This is a genomic window from Sandarakinorhabdus sp. AAP62 (genome assembly GCF_000331225.1).
GTDB lineage: Bacteria > Pseudomonadota > Alphaproteobacteria > Sphingomonadales > Sphingomonadaceae > Sandarakinorhabdus.
The window spans coordinates 75,780-97,319 of the sequence record NZ_ANFY01000017.1; the positions used below are offsets into that span (position 1 = coordinate 75,780).

Below are 21,540 nucleotides of genomic sequence, written 5' to 3' on the forward strand. Positions count from 1 at the left end.
CCGTCATCATGCCGCGCACTTGATGCAGCGCGTTGCCGTGGGCAGGGCGGCGAGCCGTGCCGGCGCGATTTCACCGCCGCACGTTTCGCATTCGCCATAGTGGCCAGCCTCGATTCGGGCCAGCGCGGCCAGGATCTGCTCGGCTTCATGGATGTGCTGCACCTCCATGCCTTCGTTGGTCGCCAGTTCTTCCAGATCATTGGCCTGATCGGCAAATTTGGCCGAAAGCGGCTGGATGGTGGCCTGTTCCAGTCGGGCGATTTCGGCGTGCACTTCGGCCAATCGACCCTTCAGCGTTTCCGCGATCTCATTGACATTCATGCCTTTTCCCCTTCCAGCAACACCGCGATCTGGTCCAGCACTGCCAGCCGTTCCTTCTTCAGCCGCTCGGAAACCATATCATCCATTGCCGGCCCCGTCCCGATTTCGCTGCGGTGAATTTCATCATCCAGCACGGCATAACGCTCCGCCAGCGTGCGGAAATGCCGGTCCGTTTCCTTCAGCGCCCGCAACCGGTCGGCGGCGGCGGGGAAGATGTCGTGCAGGTCCTGTGGCAAATGGCTCATGTGGCGCTCCCAAGGGGTTTGTCTTGCCACCAATGTGGGCCGGCCCGGTGCCGCTTCCCATCGTGGCGATTGCGTATCTGCTGCCCATCAGTGCCGGCCTGTTGCCGGCGTGTGCCGGCCTGCTGGCGCAACGGACACATTGCGATTCCGTAATAATCCCGCTATCGCGAAGTCACCCCCAACCCGCCCGAGGCACAAGATGATCCGCCCCGCCGCCGCCCTGATCCTGATCACCGCTGCCCCCGCATTGGCCCAGCAAGGCCCGGCGCCCGGCGTGCCCACCACAGTGCAGGGCGCGGCTGCGATGCGCCCGCCCGCGCCCAAGGCCTGGACCCTCGGCCTCGGCATCGCCCCCATCTATGCGCCCGTCTGGCAGGGCAGCCGCGATTACGGCCTTTCGATCTTCCCGGATCTGCGCCTCAACTACAAGGATGAGGTGTTCCTCTCCGTGCCCGATGGCCTTGGCTGGAACGCGATCAACCAGGATGGCTGGAAGATCGGCCCGCTCGCCAAGCTCCGCTTTGGCCGGCAGGAAAACAGCGGCGGCTCGCCCTTCCTCGTCACTCGCGGTTCCACGGCGCTGCGCGGCATGGGCGATGTCGATCTGGCCGGTGAATTCGGCGGCTTTGCCCAGAAAAGCCTGGCCGGTGGCAAGCTGCGCCTGCGCGCCGAAGTGCGGCAGGGCACCGGCGGCCACGATGGCCTGATTGCCGATACCATCATCGGCTGGAGCGACCGCAAGCAGGACTTCAGCCTGCTGTGGAACCTCTCCCTGCGCGCCACCTGGGCCGACAGCGACTACAGCAACATCTATTTCGGCGTCACCCCGGGGCAGAGCTTCGCCACCGGTCTCCCCAGCTTTCGCACCGGTTCGGGCCTGATCTCCGCCGGCGTCTCCGGCGCGCTCACCAGGCCGCTGGGCCGCTTTGGCAAGAACGGCGCGCTCACCCTGCTCGCCGGTTATGATCGGCTGGGCGACGTGGCGGCGGACTCACCCCTGATCCGCCTGCGCGGGCAGCGGGATCAGCTGTCGGTGGGGCTCAGCTACGGCGTGCGCTTCGGCTGGAACTGAATCCCCTCTCCCCGCCGGGGAGAGGTCGCCTCGGGCGAAGCCCGGCGGGAGAGGGGCGACACGCGCGCCTTACCCCTCTCCCGGGCCGCCCTGCGGGCGTCTCTCGACCTCTCCCCGGCGGGGAGAGGTGAAACGCCTCACGCCACGCCTCAGGCGACTCTGGCCAGCGATCCGCTGCCAACCCCCACGCCGTCGCCGCCACCAGGGCTGCGGCCCACGGTGAGATTGGCCAGCGCCAGCTGCACCAGTTCGCGGTGCAACGCCGGCGGCTGCGCCTTGAAGCGGGACGAAGCGACAATCTGCTCGATCAGGAACCGCGGCTGATAGGCGGCCAGATCCAGCCCCTGCGTCACGGTCAGATCATGCTCGATCGCGCGGATCTGGCCATCCTCGGCCTCGATGCCGTTCGCGGCCGCCACGCTCCTGAAAATGCGCCGCCACGCCTCGGGGGACGGCGGGCCAATCTCCAGCTTGTACGGAATACGCCGCAGAAACGCCGGGTCCATCAGATCGGCCGGCGCCAGGTTGGTGGAGAAGATCACCACCGTCTGGAACGGCACCCGGAAACTCTTGCCGGTGGCCAGCTTCAGATAATCCACCCGGTTTTCCAGCGGCACGATCCAGCGGTTCAGCAGCGCCGTGGGCGACACCATCTGGCGGCCAAAGTCGTCGATCAGCAACACGCCGCCCGCCGCCTTCATGTGCAACGGCGCGGTATAGAAATTGCCGCCCGCCTCATGCTTCAGATCGAGCATCTCCAGCGTCAGTTCACCCCCCGTCACGATGAACGGGCGGCGGCACGGCACGAACCGGCCATCGGCTTCATCCCGGTACAGCGAAGCCACCAGGCGCGGGCGCGCGGCGGCGGCATCGCGATCCACCGGCAGATGCACATCCGGATCAAACACCGTCATCACCTGGCCTTCCACCAGCACGGCATGCGGAATGTGGATCACATGGCGAAACACGCGATCAAGCCGCTGCGCCACCGAAGTCTTGCCGTTGCCGGGCGGGCCATACATCAACAACGCCCGGCCCATGGTGATCGCCGGGCCCAGCTTGTTCACCAGCTCGTCCGCCACTTCCAGGCCATCAAACGACGCGCGCATGCCCGCCGCATCGATGATCTCGTTGGTCACCTTCTGGCGCTCGATCCAATGGGCATACACCTCCAGCGGCACCGGCGCCGGGCCGGTATAGCTGGACCGCGCCATCGCCTCGCGCGCCCGCGCCTTGCCCATGTCGGTCAATTCAAACCGCATGCCCAACTGGCCGCCGCCAATGGAGCCCAACGCCGCCACCAACTGGCCCCGCGTCGCCGCCTCCAGCAACTCCGTCACCAGCCCCGGCGGCAAACGCAACGCGCCGGCAAGATCGGCCGTCGTCTCCGCCGTGCCAACAAACAGGAACTTCAACATCAGATCGATCAGAAACTGCTCGGGCAGGCCGGTCTCCGGGATGGTGGACGGCTCCACCGGCACCCCATCCACAAACTGCGCCAGCGCCTCCGGCGAAATCGCCCCGATCGCCACCAGATTGGGACCCAACCGACCACCCGCCTCAAGCTGACGATCAACCGCCAACTCGATCTGCGCCTGGGTAACCAACCCGGCCGCCACCAACAACTCGCCAATCTGCATGCTCACCCTCGCGCTACACTCATTCACGTGAACGGCCACGCGCAGTTCTCCTGCACTCCAACCGTTCCAGCGACCCCAATCGCGGAAGTGTGTGTACACGCGAAGAGTTTATGATTTGCGAATCAATTTGTTGGGGGGGAAGGGGAGGAGAAGAGGGGGCCTCCGGCGGGCAGGGACGCAGTCCCTGCACCCGTTTGATTTGGGGCGGTCTGTTAGCCGTTCGCTGATCGGAATGCTTCGACCAGTGATACATCAGTGCACCGAGCACCATCAAAGCTGCTGAGGCACGGTATGGAAAAATTGCAGCTCACAAATCTTCCCATGCCGCTGGCAACCGGCTACCAAAATTTACATGAAATGCGCTCAGGTGATCCTTCACAGTTGCCTCACACTACCGCCTTCAAATGCGGGCGTTAGCATATTCGGGTTTGCAGAGTTTTTGGCTGCCCTCGCATTGTTGGTATTGGTCTTCAATTCGACTGACTACTTGTATCGGTTTCGAACTGCGGTTGCCCCGATCCCGCTCGTTCTCATCACGTTTGTGGCAACCGTGTTAATTGGTGCAGGTACGTTAATAACCGACCTTTGGTTCGCCGTACGGTGGCCGTCGCTGCCTTGGGGCCTATCCCTTGCGAGCATCCAGGGAATGTTTGCTACGCTCTTTCTGTTTACGGCGCTTCTCTGGATTTGGTTCGCGTTCATGCGCCCACCAATTTTCGGCCGATTTAACTGCAAGCGTTACCATTCTGCGCTATATAGCGCATTGGTTCGTGGGTCGGACGCCCAACTCCCAATCTTAGCGGCGGAGGTGATGCGGTCTGCTCCGACGTTGATCCGAATTTTGAAGAATAGCAGTTCACAACAACAAATTGACAGTAGTGTAAATAAGAAAAATAATAGTGCAAGTGTCGTCGATTTTGCTCACAACGTATTACTGATGCTAGGAAATCGTAAACTTTGCCGACATATCGTTTCTTCATCTTCTGTCACTGCCATCGTTCTAATGGAAGAGGCTTCGTCAAATAAATGTTATAATGCGCCATTGGGCGAATTTGCCCGTAACATCACTACAGAGGCATTACTTAACAAAGATTCTATCTTGTACCTCGAGGATGGACTTAATGCATCCGACTTAGTTGGCATCATCCAGCCATTTAGTACGGCCATGTACGGAGATTACCAACTTGTGCAGCGAATCGGCTCAGGCCGATACTCTCCATTAGACATAGACTGGCGCGTGGTTTCTTCACTGGATGGTGACCAGTTTGATGCCTACTGTCGGATAACCCTCATAACCTTCAAAAATTTCATTGAAGGTGATTACTACCGACAGCATTCGACGGCGCTCTTTCGCGCATTTCAAAATATTGAAAGCGCAGGCCGGGACATATCTCGATTGAACGGGAGCCCGCCAGATGGCGAGCTTGATGTTGCCTCATTGCGGCTTATGGCAGCTGTCGGCTTTGTCGACGATGTAATCGATTTCCTTGGCGAAAAGCCTGACTTAGATTTCGGGCATCTCCGGGTTCACGAGACTGCACGTTATCATTCATCACCGATATTCGAACAAATCGCTCAGCTAGCCTATGATATTGTGCATAATGCCGCTTATGTTCAATCTCCTCCTGATCGCTCTTGGGGTGTTCAATATGTTCTCGTTTGGGGACGTATCTTTGGTTTCCGAGAAGAGAGTCCGGCTTGGAGAGTACTTCGCTTCAAGATTTTCCGATTATTGTTTAACGACATTAAGGAGATGGAGCGCTGGCCGAATTACAAGGGTGCAAGAATATTAGGGATGTGCCTGAACGTTCTTGGTCTTACGGTAGGAGGGAAAGACGGACGCGACCGGCAAATGTATCCTTTCCGTAAGGCCGTGCTTAATTGGACGCGAAAAAACTATCTTTCGATTGTGAAGGCAAATCCGGACATAGCTGCATACTGCCTATGCGGAGGCGTCAGCTTCGACACAGATAACAATCGCTTAGTGAAGACCTATCGGCGCGGTACTAGGCTTGAACCTCCTCGCGAATATCTTCAACTCGATGATCTGCAGCCCCCTGAAACGGACTCTAGCATCCACGATGGTGCACGCTAGAGTTCTCCTACTGCTTGTCCCAATTGCCTTTCTGGTTGGCTCAGCTGTCGTAAGTCCAACATCTCATTCCACCGCCTGCGGCGCATTCGACAGGAGTAGGGCTATACAACTACAGGCACAGTTGCCAACCCACGCCTCTACTTGCACGGCGATGGTTACTGCCCTGCGCCAGCATAACGGCTGAATGTAAGGCAGGGGCCGCCAGAAAAACGGGTGCAGGGACTGCGTCCCTGCCCGCCGGAGGCCCTTCCTTCCTCAGCCCTTCCCCTTGCGCGCCCGCTTCACCGGGGCCGCCACCTCTGCCTCCACCGCCACATGCGCACCGGCCAATAGCGGCGCGAGATATTTGCCGGTCCAGCTGGTGTTGCAGGCGGCCACGGTTTCGGGGGTGCCGGTCACCACGATCTGGCCGCCTTTGTCGCCGCCGTCGGGGCAGAGATCGCTGGGCAATTTGGGCGGTTACCAGTCGCCGCCCGCTTTGGTGATGGCGGCGAGGAGGGCTTGTTTGCTCTTCGTGCGGCGGGTGCCGGTGTTGCGGGGGAGTTCGGGTTTGCCCAGGGCGGCACGGCGTTGGGCCAGGCGCTCAGCGAACTGGGCGAGCGGCGTGGCTTCGGCGGGTGCTTCAGCGGGTTTCGAGGATGGTGCGGCCATGGTCTCCACCGGTTTCTTCCCGGATACGCCGCTCAAGATAGTCTTCGTCCAGATGTTCGGCAAGGCGGCTGAGCAGGCGGGCTTGTTCCAGCATTTCGCTGGCGGTGCCGGAATGATATTGGGCAACGCGATCAGCGATCAGATCTTCGATGGGTATGACAGCCAGTTTTTCGCCGCTGTTGACGGCGAACAGGCGGATACGGTCCCGGTCGGCATGGCCGTCCATCAGGGTATCGGCGACGATTTCGAAGCCCAGGGCGAGATCGGGATGCACCCAGCCTCTGGTCAAAAGGCCGGGGCCGCTGGGTTTGACGAAGCCTCTGGCTTGCAGTGCGGCTTCCACCACATCTTGCCGGATCGCGACCAGATCGAAATCGCCCGTTGCGATGGCGCTGCCGGAATAAAGCTCGGCGGCTGCGCCACCGACAAGGACGGGGCGGGGGAAGCCTTGCGCGGCGACGGCATCACTGACCTCGGCCAGCACAGTGAGGGCGGCATCAAATTGCGGCCGCCACAGGCTCATGCCTTGGCCTTGCGGGGGCGCTTCACCGGCGCGGCGGATTCTTCCTCCACCGGACGCGGCGCGTTGGCCAATAACGGCGCGAGATATTTGCCGGTCCAGCTGGCGTCGCAGGCGGCCACGGCTTCGGGGGTGCCGGTCACCACGATCTGGCCGCCTTTGTCGCCGCCATCGGGGCCGAGATCGATGATGTGGTCGGCGGTTTTGATGACGTCGAGATTGTGTTCGATGACGACGACGCTGTTGCCTTGTTCCACCAGGGCGTGGAGGACTTCGAGCAGTTTGCGGACGTCTTCGAAATGCAGCCCGGTGGTGGGTTCATCGAGGATGTAGAGCGTGTTGCCGGTGGCGCGGCGGGAGAGTTCCTTGGCGAGTTTGACGCGTTGGGCTTCGCCGCCCGAAAGGGTGGTGGCTTGCTGGCCGATCTTGACGTAGCCGAGGCCGACTTCGAGCAGCATGGCGAGTTTTTCGCGGATGGGCGGCACGGCCTTGAAGAACTCCACGCCGTCTTCGATCGTCATGTCCAGCACGTCGGCGATGGATTTGCCCTTGAATTTCACTTCCAGGGTTTCGCGGTTGTAGCGGTGGCCGTGGCAGACGTCGCAGGTGACATAGACATCGGGCAGGAAGTGCATTTCGATCTTGATCAGGCCGTCGCCCGAGCAGGCCTCGCAGCGGCCGCCCTTCACGTTGAAGCTGAAGCGGCCGGGTTTGTAGCCGCGGGCGAGCGATTCCGGCAGGCCGGCGAACCAATCGCGGATATTGGTGAAGCAGCCGGTGTATGTCGCGGGGTTTGATCGGGGCGTGCGGCCGATGGGGGATTGATCGATGTCGATCACTTTATCGAGGTGGTTCAACCCGTCGAGGCCATCGTGCGGGGCGGCGAGCAGCCTCGCGCCGTTCAGTTCGCGCGCGGCGGCGTTGTAGAGCGTATCGATGGTGAAGGTGGATTTGCCGCTGCCCGACACGCCGGTGATGCAGGTGAAGGTGCCAAGCGGGATGCTGGCGGTGACGCCCTGCAGATTGTTGCCGCGGGCGTTTTTCACGGTGAGTTTCTTGCCCGTGCCCTTGCGGCGTTTGGCCGGCACCGGGATGGAGCGGCGGCCTGACAGATAGGCGCCGGTGATGCTGGTGGGGCTGTTCAATATATCCTGCAGGCTGCCGGCCGCGACGACTTCGCCGCCGTGGACGCCGGCGCCGGGGCCCATATCCACCACATAATCGGCCAGGCGGATGGCATCTTCATCATGTTCCACCACCAGCACCGTGTTGCCCAGATCGCGCAGGCGTTTCAGCGTGGTGAGCAGGCGATCATTGTCGCGCTGGTGCAGCCCGATGGAGGGTTCATCGAGCACATAGAGCACGCCGGACAGGCCGGAGCCGATCTGGGAGGCGAGGCGGATGCGCTGGGATTCGCCGCCCGACAGCGTGCCGGACTTGCGATCGAGGTTGAGATAATCAAGGCCGACATTGTCGAGGAAGCCGAGCCGCTCGATGATTTCCTTCAGGATGCGATCGCCGATGGCGCGTTGTTTGGGGGTGAGATGATCGGCGACGCCGCGCGCCCAGGCCAGCGCCTGGCCGACGGGGCGGCGCACGGCGGTGGAGATGGTTTCGCCGGCGATCTTCACGGAGAGCGCCTCGGGGCGAAGGCGATCGCCGTGGCAGACTTCGCAGGGGGAGGGGGACTGGTAGCGCTCCAGCTCCTCGCGCATCATGGTGCTTTCGGTGTTGAGGCGCTTTTCCAGGTTGCGGACGACGCCTTCGAAGGTCTTGACGACCTCATAGGCCTTGCGCCCGTCTTCGAAGCGCAGCGGAATGGCGCGGCTGCCGGTGCCGTGCAGGACGGCGTGGCGCTGTTCTTCCGTCAGGTCCGCCCATCTGGATTTGAGCGTGAAGCCATAGGCGCGGCCAACGCTGGCCAGCACCTGCAGATAATAGGGCGAGGGCGGGTTGGATTTGGCCCACGGCGCGACGGCGCCCTTTTCCAGTGTGAGCGCGTGGTTGGGGACGATGAGATCGGGATCGAAATGCTGTTTTTCGCCCAGGCCGTCGCAGGCCGGGCATGCACCTTGCGGAGCGTTGAAGGAGAACAGCCGGGGTTCGATTTCGGAAATGGTGAAGCCGGACACCGGGCAGGCGAATTTTTCGGAGAAGAGGATGCGCTCGGCTGTAGGGCTCGCTGCGCTCGCACCCTCCCCCGACCCCTCCCTTGCAGGGAGGGGAGAATCAGCCAGTTCGACGAAGGCGATGCCCTCGGCCAGTTTCAGCGCGGTTTCGAAGCTTTCGGCGAGGCGGGATTCCAGGCCCTCCTTCACCGCCAGCCGGTCCACCACCACGTCGATGTCGTGCTTGTATTTCTTGTCGAGCGCCGGGGCTTCCTCGATGGCATAAAACGCGCCGTCGATCTTCACGCGGGTGAAGCCGTCCTTCTGCAGCTGGGCCAGCTCCTTGCGGTACTCGCCCTTGCGGCCACGCACGATGGGGGCGAGCAGGTAGAGGCGGGTGCCTTCCGGCAGCGCCATGACGCGATCGACCATCTGGCTGACGGTTTGCGCAGTGATCGGCAGGCCGGTGGCCGGCGAATAGGGGATGCCGACGCGCGCCCACAGCAGGCGCATATAGTCGTAGATCTCGGTGACGGTGGCGACGGTGGAGCGCGGGTTCTTGCTCGTCGTCTTCTGTTCGATGCTGATCGCCGGCGACAGGCCCTCGATATGGTCCACGTCCGGCTTGGACATCATTTCCAGGAACTGGCGGGCATAGGCGGAGAGCGATTCCACGTAGCGCCGCTGGCCTTCGGCATAGATGGTATCAAAGGCGAGGGACGACTTGCCGGAGCCGGACAGGCCGGTGATCACGGTGAGCGCGTTCTTGGGCAGATCGACGTCTACCCCTTTCAGATTATGCTCCCGCGCGCCGCGCACCTGGATATGGTTCAGCATGAGCCCGTATGTTCCACATTTGTTCAGGCCGTGCAAGCCGGCTTGATCGGGAGTTACGAGGCGCAGGCGGCCACGGCAAGGGCTGGCGCAGGCGCAGCACTGTCGCAGTGGCATTCAGCATGAAACACGGCAGAGCCACCCCCGGATCAAGCCGGGGGTGGCCGTGCCATGCGAAGCTCTACCAACTGTTGATAGAGCGAAGAAAGAACAGAGGCTTACAGCCCTGCCAACCGTCGGTTGCGGCCTTCCAGCCACGTTCCGGCGAGCAGCGCAGCGATCACCGCGTAGGACCAGAAGATCAGGCCGACCGCATAGGCCCACGCCATGCCACCGCTGGCATTGGTGAGGCTGCCGACATGCACCAGCAGGCCAACCAGCTGGAAGGCAGAGGCATACATCGGCCAGAAGCGATCACTCGTCAGCGCCAGCGCCAACAGGCCGAGCAGCAGACCGAAGTCCACGGCCAGCACGCCATATTCCACGTGCTGATATTCGGCGGTGATCATGCGGGTGGCGAGCGTGGCGGCCAGGAAGCCGATCGCGGCCAATTGTTCATCACGACCGCCGAAGCCAAAGGCCAGCAGGGCCGCGGCGACAACGGTGACAACAGCAAGAATTTCAAGAAACATCGTCCATACTCCAGACGAGAAGCGGTCTCCGGCGCATCAGCGCCATGAACCCAGTTTCAGCTGAAAAAGGCTTGCGCCCAGATCATGCCGCGATCGTGAGGTGACGGCGCGGCGTAACCGTTTCGTCCAGGCTGCCCTGTTCCGGCGGGCAGTTGCCCATGAAGTTCACGGCATCGAGGCCGATCTGGGTCTGGGCGGCGCGCAGGGCGGCGTGCGTGGCGATGATGCGCGAACGGGCCTGCACCAGCTGCTGGCAGGTTTCCATGGCGCCCATCAGGGCGTCCTGGCCGATGCAGGCCGCCAGATTGGCTTCCTGGGCGGCCATGGGCATCACGGCGGTGAGTTGGGCCACAGCCGACACGGCGGCATTGATGGCGGCTTCAGCGGCGAACAGCTGCTCGGCAACCTTGTTCGCGGCGAGACGACGTTCTTTCAGCATAGCACAATCCTTTTGAATAAAAGAACTGGCGGCTGATACGCGCAGCCAGTTGGTTAGACGCCCTTCCGGACGCCACGCAACTGGTTCCGGAAGCTCTAAACGAGTGTCTTTAATGCAGCCAGGGCAGCGAGAATGCCGCCGAAGCTCAGCGCAGAGGCCATGGCGATCCCCATGATCCAGCCAAGCCTGTGGCCGATTCCGAGATCATTCTTCTGGCCCCACGGCCGTGTCTGGTGAAACGGTGTGGTGTGGAATGGCCGGGCACCAATGCCAGGGTCGGGGGCTGCAATGCCCGGCCAATCCGTTGCAAGCGTCGCCGAAGCGATATTGCCTGCTGATGCACCGGGTTGGGCGAGGGAGCCACCTGATGGACCAACATCCAGCCTGCCAAGAGGTGGGTGCAGCGTCCTTGCGAGGGATCCATGTTCTAGCTGATTGGGGTCGCTGGAACGATTGGAGGCTGCACCCGGTTCCTGAGAAGCCGGTGCCCCAATCGTCGCTGATTTCGCGTCGTCAGCAATCTCCGAAGCTTGGTATATCAATTCCTGATACGCATCGCCGGTGCCGTTATCAGCGACGGGCTGGGCGATACCAAGGAGAATCTCGGTATGGACGAGGGCGCGGGCCGCCTCGATCCGGTTGGTGACCTCAAGCTTGCGTATGGCCTGGCGCAGCCGCATATCAACGGTATGCGGCGACACACCGAGCTGGCGCGCGATGTCCTTGCTGGTCATGTGCTGGAAAACGAGACGCAGGCAATCGCGCTCCGCATCGGTCAGCAGCGTCACACGCGGATTGCGCGGGCCATCAGAGTCTTGCCGTGTTGCCACAATAGAACACAGTGACGGGAAGGCGGCAAAGTCAAGCGTTGCCACGCCCGCACCCCCGATATTCTTTGAAATTCGACCACTCAGCATAGCCGCGACCCCATGCGACGCTAAAAACCAAAATGATTTATGAGCCTTTCCCCAGAGGGAAACAAGGCAAAACACGCGTTCTGGCGGCGACGGAATGCCACAACCCGGAAAACATAAACCATTTTGCAGGGGTTTGGCAAGGTTTCTTCCGATTTGGCGTCAAACCCTTGGTGCAAGCCCTGCGAATCCCGTTTTGGGCCCGTTTTGGGAACGAATCGGCCCGGATCCGAATCAGCCTCTCCAAACATGCACTTTCAGCCACCTGCTCGGCCTGCCACGATGGTGACTTATCAATCATTGAGATGGGGTTTGATAGGCTGATGGGCTGGGAATCAGAGATTGATGAGCTTGGCCGCCGCCGCGAGGCCGCGCATGGCATGGGCGGGCTGGAGAAATTGGCCCGGCAGCGCGCGCAAGGGAAATTGAACGTGCGTGAAAGGCTGGCGGCGCTGGTCGATCCCGGCAGCTTCCACGAGGTGGGCGAGCTTGCCGGCTTTGCCCGTTACGACGACGCGGGCGAGATGACCGGGTTTCAGCCGGCCAATTTCCTGTTTGGCAATGCCACTATCGATGGCCGGCCGGTGGTGGCGACCGCCGATGATTTCACCGTGCGTGGCGGCGCGGCTGATGCCAGCCTGCACCGCAAGCTGATCGCGGCCGAGCAGCTGGCCAGCGAATATCGCCTGCCATTGATCCGCATGATCGAGGGCACCGGCGGCGGCGGCAGCGTGCGCACGCTGGAAAGCGCCGGTTACACCTATATCCCCGAAATCCCCGGCTGGGAGCTGATGACCGCCAACCTTTCCCGGGTGCCGGTGGTGGCGTTGGGCCTGGGGCCGGTCGCCGGGCTGGGTGCTGGCCGGATGGTGATGGCGCATTATTCGCTGCTGGTGGATGGGTTGGCGCAGATGTTCGTTGCCGGGCCGCCGGTGGTGGCGGCCGCCGGGGAGAGCCGCACCAAGGAAGAACTGGGTGGCGCCGCCATCCATGCCGCCAATGGCGCGGTGGACGATCGGGTGGCGAGCGAGGCGGAGGCGTTTGCCCGCACGCGCTGGTTCCTCTCCTATCTGCCGTCTTCCGTGGACGAACTGCCAGCGCGGGCCGCCTGCCGCGATCCGGCAACCCGCGCCGAGGAATGGCTGATCGGCGCGGTGCCGCGCGATCCGCGCCGGCTCTATCCGGTGCGGCCGATCGTGGAAGCGGTGGTGGACAAAGGCAGCTGGTTCGAGATCGGGCGGGAGTGGGGCACGGGCGTGGTGACCGGTCTTGCCCGGCTGGATGGCTGGCCCGTGGCGATTGTCGCGTCCAACCCGGAAAGCCTGGGCGGGCTGTGGACGGCAGCCACCGCACGCAAGGTCGAACGCATGGTGGACCTGGCTGACAGCTTCCATCTGCCGATCATCCAGCTGGTTGATAATCCCGGTTTCCTGATCGGACGCAGGGCGGAGGAAGAGGCGACAATTCGCTGGGGTTCCAGAGCGTTAGCGGCCATATATCAAGCATCCGTACCCTGGTGCTGCGTGGTGATGCGCAAGGCCTATGGCATGGCGGGCAGCGGCCACGCACCGGCCGACCGATTCCGCTGGCGCATGGCGTGGCCGTCGGGCGACTGGGGTTCGCTGCCCATCGCCGGCGGGCTGGAAGCGGCCTATCGCGCCGATCTGGAAGCTGCCGAAGACCCGGCGGCGAAGCTGGCCGAGATCAAGGCCAGGCTGGAACAGGTGCGATCGCCGTTCCGCACGGCGGAGAAGTTTGGCGTGGAAGCGATCATTGATCCGCGCACCACGCGGGCGGAACTGTGCCGCTTTGCCACCATGGCGCAACGGGCGTTGAAGCCGGGGGCGAAGGGGCGGGGGCTGCGGCCCTGAGGGCGCGCGCCTCAATCCTGCGGAGGCGGCGTCATCCCCATCGCCTGCATGCGCTTCATGCCTTCCATCAGCTCGGGCTGGGTGACAAAGCCATCCTTGTCGGCATCCAGCATGGCGAAGCCCATCTCGCGGCGACCGGCGGCGAGCCATTCCTCCTTGCTCCACTTGCCGTCCTTGTTGGCATCGGCGGCGATCAGACGTTCCCGCGGGGTGGCGGGCGCGGCTGCCTGTGCGAAAGCGGGCGTGGCGGCGAGCAGGGTGAGGGCAAGGAACAGGCGCATCGATGCAATCTCCGGTTGGATGGGGCCAGCCTATCAACGGTTGAGACAGGCGCAATCCCCCGCAAGATCACCTCTCCCCGCCAGGGAGAGGTGAGCGCGCTTATTCCCGCCGCATGTTGCTGACGCGGTCGCCGGTGACCGGATAGTCGATGCCTTCGGGAATGGTCAGCCACGGCTCGCCGTCGCGGGTGACAAACGCCGGCTGCACATAGGGGGCGGGCAGAGCGCTGACCCGTTCGAACAGCGAGGCCAGCGTTTGATATTGCGCCAGCCGGTGCATGTTGCACCAGGTGGGGAACACCATGGCGGCGCGGCCGGCGTCATAATCGGCGATGGCCTGGGCCGCCGTTGTCCAGCGCAGCGCCTGCGCCTCGAACCCATCGGGGCTGATCACGGCGCTGGCGGAACGGCCCGCATCGGCCAGATAGAAGCGCGTATCAAAGCGGCGGGCGATGGCGGCGGCGGCAGGTGGCTCCCAACGGGCGAAGGGGATGAAGCGGGCGGCATCCACCTTGTGGCCCATGGCGCCCAGCATGCCGGCAAAGCCCACGGCTTCGGCTTCATCCGGCCCGGCGGCGAGCAGGGAGCGGGCATGGGCCAGGGCGGCTTCGTCGGGGTGGGGGCCCTCGGTCAAGAGCACGCCGGTTTCCTCCAGCGCTTCGCGGGCGCAGGTGATGCGGGCGGCGGCGTCGAGATCTTCAAGGCCGTCGAAGCCCATGGCCAGCAGCTCGTTGCGGGCGATGTGGATATCGGCGGCATCGACCCGGCCACCGGGGAAGACCAGCGCGCCGCCGGCAAAAGCGAGATTTTCGCCGCGTTGCACCAGCAGATATTCGGGCACGCCGCCCGGCCCTTCGCGGGCCAGAATCACGGTGGCAGCCTGGATGGAGACGGGTTTGGCGGAGTCAGTCATGTGGCGATGATAAGCCGCGTCTTGCATGGCTGCATCCCTGTGCTATCGGGCAGGGCGACCGCGCGCCGCAACGCGCGACATCAACGAATGTCGCCGGGCAGGGCGTGAACAGCAAGGAGCCTTAGGCCATGAGCGTGCGTCCCTGGCGCGATATCACCCGCCGCAAGAGCCGGCAGATCATGGTGGGCAAGGTGCCCGTGGGCGGCGATGCCCCGATCGCCGTGCAGACGATGACCAACACGCCGACCGAAGACGCCGGCGCGACCATCGATCAGATCCGCGCCTGCGAAGACGTGGGCGCCGATATCATCCGGGTGAGTTGCCCGACCAAGGAAGCCACCGCGGCATTCCGTGCCATCACCCGTGCCGCCAAGGTGCCGATCGTGGCGGACATCCACTTCCACTACAAGCGCGCGCTGGAAGCCGCCGATGCTGGTGCCGCCTGCCTGCGCATCAACCCCGGCAATATCGGCAGCCGCGAACGCATCCGCGAAGTCGTGAACGCCGCCAAGGCCAACGGTTGCGCCATCCGCATCGGCGTCAACGCCGGCAGCCTGGAAAAGCATCTGCTCGAAAAATATGGCGAGCCCTGCCCGGAAGCGCTGGTGGAAAGCGCGCTGGAGCACATGAAATATCTGCAGGACGAGGATTTCCACGAATTCAAGATCAGCGTGAAGGCCAGCGACGTGTTCCTGGCCGTCGCGGCGTACAACGGCCTCGCTGAAGTCTGCGATTATCCGCTGCATCTGGGCATCACCGAAGCTGGCGGCCTGATCGGCGGCACGGTGAAATCCTCCATCGGCCTTGGCATGCTGCTGTGGGCCGGGGTGGGCGATACCATCCGCGTCTCGCTCTCCGCCGATCCGGTGGAGGAAGTGAAGGTGGGCTATCACATCCTGAAATCGCTCGGCATCCGTGCTCGCGGCGTGCGCATCGTGTCGTGCCCGTCGTGCGCCCGCCAGGGTTTTGATGTGGTGCGCACCGTGGAAGCGCTGGAAACGCGGCTGGCGCATATCACCACGCCGCTGTCGCTTTCGGTGCTGGGCTGTGTGGTCAACGGCCCCGGCGAAGCGCGCGAAACCGATATCGGCCTGACCGGCGGCGGCAATGGCCGGCACGCCGTGTTTCTTTCCGGCATTTCCGATCACGTGATCGATAGCGAACAGATGCTGGAACACATCGTGAAGCTGGTCGAGGCCAAGGCCGCCGAGATCGACGCCATCAACGCCGCTGCAGCAGCGGCAGCGGCTTAAGCCATGCATGGGGGGCCGCCCCGGCCGCGCCGGGTGGAAGAACCCGTGCGCCAGCAGGCCGTGGCCTATGGCTATGGCGTCGCGCTCTGGTGTTTTGGTTTGGGCGCATTGGTCGTGCTGTTCGAATCCATCGGCCTCGGTTTCGATGGTGACCGCATCACCTGGATCGCCGGCCTCACCGGGCCGGCGGCACTGGCCTGGCTACTGAAGCGGTTGTGGCTGCCCGATCGGGTCGACCGCGGTGTGCGCTATTGGGTGTTCGCGGTGCCGTCGGTCGGCCTCGCCTTCTTCAGCGTCATGTGGATGTTCAAGGCGATGGGGCGGATGTTGTAGGCCAATCTTGCAAGTTCATTAAGATTGAATTAATCTCTCCCCCGACTTTGTTTCCGGGGGGGACGTAAGATGAAGTTGCGCCTGCTTGCGGCGACGGCTGTCGCCTACTCAATGACCTTGGCCACGGCGGCACAGGCCGATTCCGTAACCTATCGCATGATGCTGCAATCGCGCACCGACACGGCGGCGCCCAATGAGGTGTATGTTGCCTCTTATGCCGACTATCCCAATCTGCAGAGCGGCACGCTGGGCCCCGGTTCCACCTTCACCCAGATCGGCATCTCCTCGGCCTTCGAGATTGCTGGCCTTACCCATGATGGCAGCGCCTATCGCATGATGCTGCAGTCGCGCACCGACACGGCTGCACCCGACGAGGTGTATATCGCCTCCTATGCCAACTATGCTGATCTGCTGATCGGCAAGCTCGGCCCCGGTTCTACCTTCACCCAGATCGGCATTTCGTCCGCCTTCCGCATCGCCGGGCTGGCCTATGATGGCTCCTATCGGATGATGCTGCAATCGCGCGCCGATACGGCAGCCCCGAATGAAATCTATATCGCCTCCTACGCGACCTATGCCGATCTGCTGTCCGGCACGCTTGGCCCCGGCTCCACCTTCACCCAGGTCGGCATTTCGTCGGCGTTCATCGCGCAGGGTTTTGATTGGGATGGCAGCGCCTATCGCCTGATGCTGCAATCGCGCGCCGACACAGCCGCCCCCGATGAGGTGTATATCGCCTCCTACGCCACCTATGCCGATCTCTTGGCCGGTAAGCTCGGCCCCGGCTCAAACTTCACCCAGATCGGCATCTCGTCGGCATTCAGCATCGGCGGCCTGGCTGCCGAGATTGTTCGGGATCCGCCGCCGCCGCCACCACCGCCGGGTATTCCCGAGCCGCAGAGCTGGGCGCTGATGATCCTCGGCTTTGGTTCGACCGGACTCGCCATGCGCCGCCGGCGGCTGCAGCGCGCCTGATTGCGGGGCAACCGGCGCACGCCGTGCTGATCCGCGCAGCGGCCGCTCTGCTGTGGCTGGGTGTCGGCCTGGCCAAGGTGGCAGCGCTGGTCTGGCTGATCGAGCAGCATTGGCAGGGGGCGGTGCTCGCCCTGCTGACCGCGTGGAGCCTGGCCGGGTTGGCGCTGTGGTTGCGCCGCTTGCACCAGGCCTGAACTGTTGCCATGGCAGGGCGCATGATCCGCGCTGCAACCCCTGCCGATATCCCGGCCATCCACCGGCTGATCGTTGAACTGGCGATCTATGAGAAAGAGCCGGACGCGGTGAAGGCCACGCATGACGATCTGGCGCGCGCCCTGTTCGGCGAACGGCCCACGGCGGAATGCGTGCTGGCCGAACAGGACGGGCAGCCCGTGGGCCTCGCCTTGTTCTTCACCAATTTCTCGACCTGGACCGGCAAGCCCGGCCTCTATCTGGAAGATCTGTTCGTGCTGCCGACCGCACGCGGTTCCGGCCTGGGCAAGGCGCTGCTGGTGCATCTCGCCGGCATCGCCGTGGCGCGCGGATATGGCCGGTTCGAATGGAGCGTGCTCGATTGGAACACACCGGCCATCGGCTTCTACAAGGCGATTGGCGCGAAATTGATGGACGAATGGACGGTGATGCGGGTGGAAGGCGAAGCACTCTCGGCGCTGGCGGCGGGGTAGCACCACCAACAGAAAAGGGCGGCCCAAACGGACCGCCCATGCCTGTTCGTAGCGCAGAGGCTTACCCGAGCGGTGACCCCGGGTGTTCCTTGTGCTCCACCATCAGGCGGCCTTCCTTCTCGGCATTGTAGCGCTCGATCGATTCCATGATCAGCCGCTCGGCCGTGGCCCTGCTTTCCCAGCCTTGGCATTTCACCCACTTGCCGGGCTCCAGGTCCTTGTAATGGGTGAAGAAATGCTCGATCTGATCGAGCACGATCCTGGGCAGATCGCCATATTCCTGCACGTCGGAATAATAGGGATAGACCTTGTTGACCGAAACGCAGAGCAGCTTGGCATCGCCGCCGCCATCATCTTCCATCATCAGCACGCCCACCGGGCGCACGCGGGCGATGGAGCCGGGCATGAACGGCGTGCGGGCCACGATCAGCGCGTCGATGGGATCGCCATCATCGGCCAGCGTGTGCGGCACAAAGCCATAGTTGCACGGATAGCGCATCGGCGTGTGCAGGATGCGATCGATGAACAGCGCGCCCGAGGCCTTGTCGAGCTCATATTTCACCGGTTCGCCGCCCAGCGGGCATTCGATCACGACATTGAGATCGTGGGGCGGGGCAACGCCAATCGGGATCGCGTCGATACGCATCATATTCTCCTGATAATCCTTGCAGCGCCGGTTACGGGGCTGGAACCCGCTTGTCCATGGGGCAAAAGGGGGTTCAAATGCCGCGGGCGACCGGGCCGCCGGGTTCATTTGCGCGGGGTCAGCAATTGTTCCAGCGGCGTTGGTGCCGTGGTGCCGATGCGTTCCAGGCGCGGATAGCGCAGGCCGCCGTGCCAGGCCCATTCCACCGTGCGCACCCGGTCATCCGTTTTCACCAGCAGCCGGATCGGCGTGGTCCCGCCCTTGGCGGCCGTCACGGCGGCGCGCAGCGTTTCATCGCTGTAGGGCAGCTCGTTCACGGCCAGCAGCACATCGCCCACTACCAGCCCGGCTTCGAAGGCAGCGCTGTTCCACAGCACCTGTTCCACCTTGCCGGCGGTGCCCAGCAGCAGGCCGCCGGAGAAACTGAGATTGAGCTGCCGGCGGTTGGCATCGGTGAAGGCCGCCGTCGGCTTGTCGAGATAGACCAGTTTCCAGCCCGCCAGTTCCAGGCCCTTCAGCGGCGCGCCCTCGGCCTTCTCAGTGAGCCGGCGCTGCAGATGGGAGGCCCAGTCATGCCGCTGCACCGCATTCAGATCGGCAACGAGGCTATTGAAATCATAGGGCTTCACCCCCCAATCCCCATCGCCGGTGCCAAAGAAGCGGCGCGCAAAATCATCGAGGCTGCGAGTGCCATTGCTGGCCCGCCGGATGATTGCATCGGCTTCCAGCCAGATCAGCAGGCCTTCGTTGTAATAATCCTCGCTGCGCTGGAAGCTGAGCCAACCCTTGGGCGCGCGCGGCGTGATCAGCGGATCGTTGGTGGTATCATCCAGGCTGCGCCAGCTGCGCGCCGGGCGGTTGTCCAGCGTGGCGGCGATATTGGCCAGTTGGTCGAGCGTGTCAGCCGCGCCAACCAGCCCGGATCGCGCCTGCAGCACATAGCCCCAGAATTGCGTCTGCCCTTCATACACCCACAGCATCGAGTTGCGCATCGGCGTGCGGAAATCCGGCGTGACCAGATCGGCGCCGCGCCGGTGCTTGCCGTTCCAGCTGTGGGTGAATTCGTGCGGCAGCAGGTTGCGCCGGCCAGGTCCGCGATCCCAATCGGTGAAATAGCCGGTGTCGACGCCATTTTCGGAACTGCGGTGATGCTCCAGCCCGATGCCGCCCATCTTCTCGGTGAGGCTGAGCAGCAGATCATAATGATCGAACTGGCGGGTGCCAAACAGCTTCACCGCCTGCGCAACCAGCGCCTTGTGCTTGCCAATCTGTTCGTCACTGGCCTTCAGGAAGCGCGCATCATCGGCGACCACGTTGAGCGTGACATTCTGGCCCAGATCCCACCTGGCGAAATGGCGGCCGGCGAAGAAGGGGCTATCCACCAGCGTTTCATAATCCACCGTCTGGTACGCGACGCGGCTGCCATCGCGGCTGGCCTCTCGCATCGCGCTGGCCGCCTGCCAGCCCTGCGGCCAGGTGACGGAGAGCGACACCGGAATCTGGCGCGTGAACCAGCCCGCCGGATAGAGCGAGACGCTGTTGGGCTGCAGGTTGAGCATGTCGGAGGTGACGACGATCCGCCCCTGCGGCCCATCGGTGGCAGAAAGGAACTGGAAGCGCACATCCAGCGCCGTGGCTCCGGCCGGCACCTCCACCCAGAAGGCAAAGACATCAACCGGATCGCGCTGCCAGCGCAGCAACTGGCCCTGGGCACGGATTTCGAGGCCGGCCAGCTTCTCGATCTCGCCGCGCGGCGCGTGCTTGCCGGGCAGGAATTTCGGGAACAGCAGCGCCATGCGCTGGCCCGCCAGTTCGGTCGGCACCGGGATGGTCTGTTCCACCTTGAACACGCCGCGCTGGGTATCGGTTGCGTCCACATGCAGGCGCATGGTGCCGGGGAAGGGCATATCCTTCGCGGCCGGCAAGGCGTCCACGATCGGCAGCGGTTGCGGCATCGAACGCTGCGCAAGGGCAGGGGCGGCGATAAGGGCGGAAGCCAGCAGGAGAAACATGCGCATGGCCGAAGGGTTAGCCGGCAATGTCCGCCTGTTTCAAGCCTATTTGCCCCCCCAGGCCATCCCATCGGCACCGGCGGCCGTGGCAATGGTGCGGATGACCCGCCGCTGTGCCAGATCGATCACGGCCACCGTGCCATCGCCCGCGCAACTGACATAGGCCAGTTTTTCATCAGGCTGGATGACAATGGCCTGCGGGCCTTTCCCGACCGGGATGGTCTGGACGACCGCCATCTTCTTCAGGTCAACCACGGCAACCGCGTCGGATCCGGCCGGTTCACGCATGATGATCAGCAGGGAGCGGCCATCGCGCAACGCGGCGGCGCCATAACCACGGCCGGGCAGGGGCACCCATTGTTTCAGGGTGCGGGTCTTCGTGTCGATCACCGCCATGCGCGGGGCCTGCGTGTCCGACGTGAAGGCAAGGCGACCATCGGCGGAAAGGGCGATGCGCTGCACCTGATCGGCCACCTTGATCACCGCCAAGGTCTTGCGGGCCACCATGTCCAGCACGGAAACCGATCCCGGCCCCACGTTGGCCGTGTAGCCGGTGCGGCCATCGGGTGACAGCACCAGCATGTGCGATTGTTCGGCGCCGGTGGGGATGCGGCCAACCACGGCCCGGGCCTTGGGATCGACAATGGCAACGCTGTTGTCGAGCTCGGTGGTCACGTAAACCAGGCCGCTCTTCGGATCGATCACCGGCAGGTGCGGGCGCACGCCGCGACCGAAATCCACCGTACCGATGATGGTGCGGCTCGGCAGATCGACGATCAGCATCTCGCGGCCATCGCTGCCCGGCCGGCCGACACCGGAATTGCCATAGACCGGCAGATAGGCCGTCTTGCCATCCGGCGTGATCGCCACTTCATGCGCGCGATTCCGGTCCGGCAGGCGCTGCTCGATGCTGCCTACCACTTCAAGCGAGGTGCCATCGATGATGCTGGCCGTGGCATTGCCCTGGTTCACCACCACCAGCGATTGCGCCCACAACGGTGCCGACACGCCGGCCATCATGATGAAGGCCGCGACGGCCCTTGGTATTTGCATGGGCTATCCCCCGATGATCCCGATCCAGTGGACCAGAGCCGTGCGG

23 protein-coding genes are annotated in these 21,540 nt (G+C 63.5%); 8 read left to right on the forward strand and 15 right to left on the reverse strand.

Features of this window, described 5'->3' with window-relative positions; all coding sequences use genetic code 11:
* Positions 1-6: 6 nt before the first annotated feature.
* Positions 7-321, reverse strand: a complete 315-nt coding sequence (locus tag D619_RS0113545; protein WP_017669140.1) for a TraR/DksA family transcriptional regulator — start codon at positions 319-321, stop codon at positions 7-9.
* Entirely contained in the window at positions 318-566 is a 249-nt protein-coding gene (locus D619_RS0113550; RefSeq protein WP_017669141.1) for a DUF465 domain-containing protein, read from the reverse strand. The genes D619_RS0113545 and D619_RS0113550 overlap by 4 nt, the downstream gene beginning before the upstream one ends.
* A gap of 199 nt (positions 567-765) precedes the next feature.
* Between D619_RS0113550 and D619_RS0113555 the strand changes: the two genes are divergently transcribed.
* Positions 766-1,638 carry a MipA/OmpV family protein gene (locus D619_RS0113555; RefSeq protein WP_017669142.1) on the forward strand — a complete coding sequence of 291 codons (873 nt, stop codon included), beginning with the start codon at positions 766-768 and terminating at the stop codon, positions 1,636-1,638.
* A gap of 149 nt (positions 1,639-1,787) precedes the next feature.
* Here D619_RS0113555 and D619_RS16740 read toward each other — a convergent pair whose 3' ends face one another.
* Positions 1,788-3,278, reverse strand: coding sequence for a hypothetical protein (locus tag D619_RS16740; RefSeq protein ID WP_017669143.1), 1,491 nt, complete (start codon positions 3,276-3,278; stop codon positions 1,788-1,790).
* A 646-nt stretch (positions 3,279-3,924) separates the two neighbouring features.
* Between D619_RS16740 and D619_RS17955 the strand changes: the two genes are divergently transcribed.
* A complete protein-coding gene (locus D619_RS17955; RefSeq protein ID WP_152417466.1) occupies positions 3,925-5,373 on the forward strand; it encodes a hypothetical protein in 1,449 nt (482 codons plus the stop codon).
* A gap of 255 nt (positions 5,374-5,628) precedes the next feature.
* Here the strand turns inward: D619_RS17955 and D619_RS0113570 are convergent, their stop codons facing one another.
* From D619_RS0113570 to D619_RS17465, 7 genes are all read right to left on the reverse strand, one after another.
* The gene (locus D619_RS0113570; protein WP_017669145.1) at positions 5,629-5,823 is read right to left on the reverse strand and encodes a hypothetical protein; all 195 of its coding nucleotides are present in this window, start codon (positions 5,821-5,823) and stop codon (positions 5,629-5,631) included.
* A gap of 9 nt (positions 5,824-5,832) precedes the next feature.
* On the reverse strand, positions 5,833-6,024 hold the full coding sequence (locus D619_RS0113575; protein ID WP_017669146.1) for a hypothetical protein: 192 nt from the start codon (positions 6,022-6,024) through the stop codon (positions 5,833-5,835).
* Positions 5,996-6,547, reverse strand: a complete 552-nt coding sequence (locus D619_RS0113580; protein WP_017669147.1) for a hypothetical protein — start codon at positions 6,545-6,547, stop codon at positions 5,996-5,998. Before D619_RS0113580 ends, D619_RS0113575 begins: the two co-directional genes overlap by 29 nt.
* Positions 6,544-9,489, reverse strand: coding sequence for an excinuclease ABC subunit UvrA (uvrA, locus tag D619_RS0113585; protein ID WP_017669148.1), 2,946 nt, complete (start codon positions 9,487-9,489; stop codon positions 6,544-6,546). Before uvrA ends, D619_RS0113580 begins: the two co-directional genes overlap by 4 nt.
* A 215-nt stretch (positions 9,490-9,704) precedes the next feature.
* The gene (locus tag D619_RS17460; RefSeq protein ID WP_017669149.1) at positions 9,705-10,118 is read right to left on the reverse strand and encodes a hypothetical protein; all 414 of its coding nucleotides are present in this window, start codon (positions 10,116-10,118) and stop codon (positions 9,705-9,707) included.
* A gap of 82 nt (positions 10,119-10,200) precedes the next feature.
* Complete coding sequence (locus tag D619_RS0113595) at positions 10,201-10,557, reverse strand: hypothetical protein (RefSeq protein WP_017669150.1); 357 nt, start codon at positions 10,555-10,557, stop codon at positions 10,201-10,203.
* A 95-nt stretch (positions 10,558-10,652) separates the two neighbouring features.
* Positions 10,653-11,432: a helix-turn-helix transcriptional regulator gene (locus D619_RS17465; protein ID WP_193743314.1), complete on the reverse strand. Its 780-nt coding sequence runs from the start codon at positions 11,430-11,432 to the stop codon at positions 10,653-10,655.
* A 362-nt stretch (positions 11,433-11,794) separates the two neighbouring features.
* Here D619_RS17465 and D619_RS0113605 point away from each other — a divergent pair, with 362 nt between their 5' ends.
* On the forward strand, positions 11,795-13,342 hold the full coding sequence (locus D619_RS0113605) for a carboxyl transferase domain-containing protein (protein ID WP_017669152.1): 1,548 nt from the start codon (positions 11,795-11,797) through the stop codon (positions 13,340-13,342).
* Positions 13,343-13,353: 11 nt separating this feature from the next.
* Here the strand turns inward: D619_RS0113605 and D619_RS16755 are convergent, their stop codons facing one another.
* Together D619_RS16755 and D619_RS0113615 are read right to left on the reverse strand one after the other, a co-directional pair.
* A complete protein-coding gene (locus tag D619_RS16755) occupies positions 13,354-13,623 on the reverse strand; it encodes a hypothetical protein (RefSeq protein ID WP_017669153.1) in 270 nt (89 codons plus the stop codon).
* A gap of 100 nt (positions 13,624-13,723) precedes the next feature.
* A complete protein-coding gene (locus D619_RS0113615; RefSeq protein WP_017669154.1) occupies positions 13,724-14,536 on the reverse strand; it encodes an NUDIX domain-containing protein in 813 nt (270 codons plus the stop codon).
* A 128-nt stretch (positions 14,537-14,664) separates the two neighbouring features.
* Here D619_RS0113615 and ispG point away from each other — a divergent pair, with 128 nt between their 5' ends.
* The 5 genes from ispG to D619_RS0113640 all read left to right on the forward strand — a co-directional run bounded on the left by ispG (position 14,665) and on the right by D619_RS0113640 (position 17,783).
* Positions 14,665-15,789 (forward strand): flavodoxin-dependent (E)-4-hydroxy-3-methylbut-2-enyl-diphosphate synthase, encoded by a 1,125-nt coding sequence (gene ispG, locus D619_RS0113620; protein ID WP_017669155.1) that lies wholly within the window; start codon positions 14,665-14,667, stop codon positions 15,787-15,789.
* A gap of 45 nt (positions 15,790-15,834) precedes the next feature.
* A complete protein-coding gene (locus D619_RS0113625; RefSeq protein WP_152417467.1) occupies positions 15,835-16,122 on the forward strand; it encodes a hypothetical protein in 288 nt (95 codons plus the stop codon).
* 111 nt (positions 16,123-16,233) lie between these two features.
* On the forward strand, positions 16,234-17,097 hold the full coding sequence (locus tag D619_RS0113630; RefSeq protein ID WP_017669157.1) for a PEPxxWA-CTERM sorting domain-containing protein: 864 nt from the start codon (positions 16,234-16,236) through the stop codon (positions 17,095-17,097).
* A 23-nt stretch (positions 17,098-17,120) separates the two neighbouring features.
* Complete coding sequence (locus D619_RS18165; RefSeq protein ID WP_017669158.1) at positions 17,121-17,291, forward strand: hypothetical protein; 171 nt, start codon at positions 17,121-17,123, stop codon at positions 17,289-17,291.
* A gap of 21 nt (positions 17,292-17,312) precedes the next feature.
* Positions 17,313-17,783, forward strand: a complete 471-nt coding sequence (locus tag D619_RS0113640; RefSeq protein ID WP_017669159.1) for a GNAT family N-acetyltransferase — start codon at positions 17,313-17,315, stop codon at positions 17,781-17,783.
* Positions 17,784-17,844: 61 nt separating this feature from the next.
* Here the strand turns inward: D619_RS0113640 and ppa are convergent, their stop codons facing one another.
* The 3 genes from ppa to D619_RS0113655 all read right to left on the reverse strand — a co-directional run bounded on the left by ppa (position 17,845) and on the right by D619_RS0113655 (position 21,494).
* The gene (gene ppa, locus D619_RS16760; RefSeq protein WP_051033513.1) at positions 17,845-18,429 is read right to left on the reverse strand and encodes an inorganic diphosphatase; all 585 of its coding nucleotides are present in this window, start codon (positions 18,427-18,429) and stop codon (positions 17,845-17,847) included.
* A gap of 104 nt (positions 18,430-18,533) precedes the next feature.
* Positions 18,534-20,447 carry a M61 family metallopeptidase gene (locus D619_RS0113650; protein WP_017669161.1) on the reverse strand — a complete coding sequence of 638 codons (1,914 nt, stop codon included), beginning with the start codon at positions 20,445-20,447 and terminating at the stop codon, positions 18,534-18,536.
* Positions 20,448-20,486: 39 nt separating this feature from the next.
* Entirely contained in the window at positions 20,487-21,494 is a 1,008-nt protein-coding gene (locus D619_RS0113655) for a cytochrome D1 domain-containing protein (RefSeq protein WP_033373649.1), read from the reverse strand.
* Positions 21,495-21,540 lie beyond the last annotated feature (46 nt).

Bases quoted from the DNA above. Each gene is read 5' to 3' on its own strand.
- D619_RS0113545 (WP_017669140.1), bottom strand. From the start codon at position 321: ATGAATGTCAATGAGATCGCGGAAACGCTGAAGGGTCGATTGGCCGAA.
- D619_RS0113550 (WP_017669141.1), bottom strand. From the start codon at position 566: ATGAGCCATTTGCCACAGGACCTGCACGACATCTTCCCCGCCGCCGCC.
- D619_RS0113555 (WP_017669142.1), top strand. From the start codon at position 766: ATGATCCGCCCCGCCGCCGCCCTGATCCTGATCACCGCTGCCCCCGCA.
- D619_RS16740 (WP_017669143.1), bottom strand. From the start codon at position 3,278: ATGCAGATTGGCGAGTTGTTGGTGGCGGCCGGGTTGGTTACCCAGGCG.
- D619_RS17955 (WP_152417466.1), top strand. From the start codon at position 3,925: ATGTTTGCTACGCTCTTTCTGTTTACGGCGCTTCTCTGGATTTGGTTC.
- D619_RS0113575 (WP_017669146.1), bottom strand. From the start codon at position 6,024: ATGGCCGCACCATCCTCGAAACCCGCTGAAGCACCCGCCGAAGCCACG.
- D619_RS0113580 (WP_017669147.1), bottom strand. From the start codon at position 6,547: ATGAGCCTGTGGCGGCCGCAATTTGATGCCGCCCTCACTGTGCTGGCC.
- uvrA (WP_017669148.1), bottom strand. From the start codon at position 9,489: ATGCTGAACCATATCCAGGTGCGCGGCGCGCGGGAGCATAATCTGAAA.
- D619_RS17460 (WP_017669149.1), bottom strand. From the start codon at position 10,118: ATGTTTCTTGAAATTCTTGCTGTTGTCACCGTTGTCGCCGCGGCCCTG.
- D619_RS0113595 (WP_017669150.1), bottom strand. From the start codon at position 10,557: ATGCTGAAAGAACGTCGTCTCGCCGCGAACAAGGTTGCCGAGCAGCTG.
- D619_RS0113605 (WP_017669152.1), top strand. From the start codon at position 11,795: ATGGGCTGGGAATCAGAGATTGATGAGCTTGGCCGCCGCCGCGAGGCC.
- D619_RS16755 (WP_017669153.1), bottom strand. From the start codon at position 13,623: ATGCGCCTGTTCCTTGCCCTCACCCTGCTCGCCGCCACGCCCGCTTTC.
- D619_RS0113615 (WP_017669154.1), bottom strand. From the start codon at position 14,536: ATGACTGACTCCGCCAAACCCGTCTCCATCCAGGCTGCCACCGTGATT.
- ispG (WP_017669155.1), top strand. From the start codon at position 14,665: ATGAGCGTGCGTCCCTGGCGCGATATCACCCGCCGCAAGAGCCGGCAG.
- D619_RS0113630 (WP_017669157.1), top strand. From the start codon at position 16,234: ATGACCTTGGCCACGGCGGCACAGGCCGATTCCGTAACCTATCGCATG.
- D619_RS0113640 (WP_017669159.1), top strand. From the start codon at position 17,313: ATGATCCGCGCTGCAACCCCTGCCGATATCCCGGCCATCCACCGGCTG.
- ppa (WP_051033513.1), bottom strand. From the start codon at position 18,429: ATGCGTATCGACGCGATCCCGATTGGCGTTGCCCCGCCCCACGATCTC.
- D619_RS0113650 (WP_017669161.1), bottom strand. From the start codon at position 20,447: ATGCGCATGTTTCTCCTGCTGGCTTCCGCCCTTATCGCCGCCCCTGCC.
- D619_RS0113655 (WP_033373649.1), bottom strand. From the start codon at position 21,494: ATGCAAATACCAAGGGCCGTCGCGGCCTTCATCATGATGGCCGGCGTG.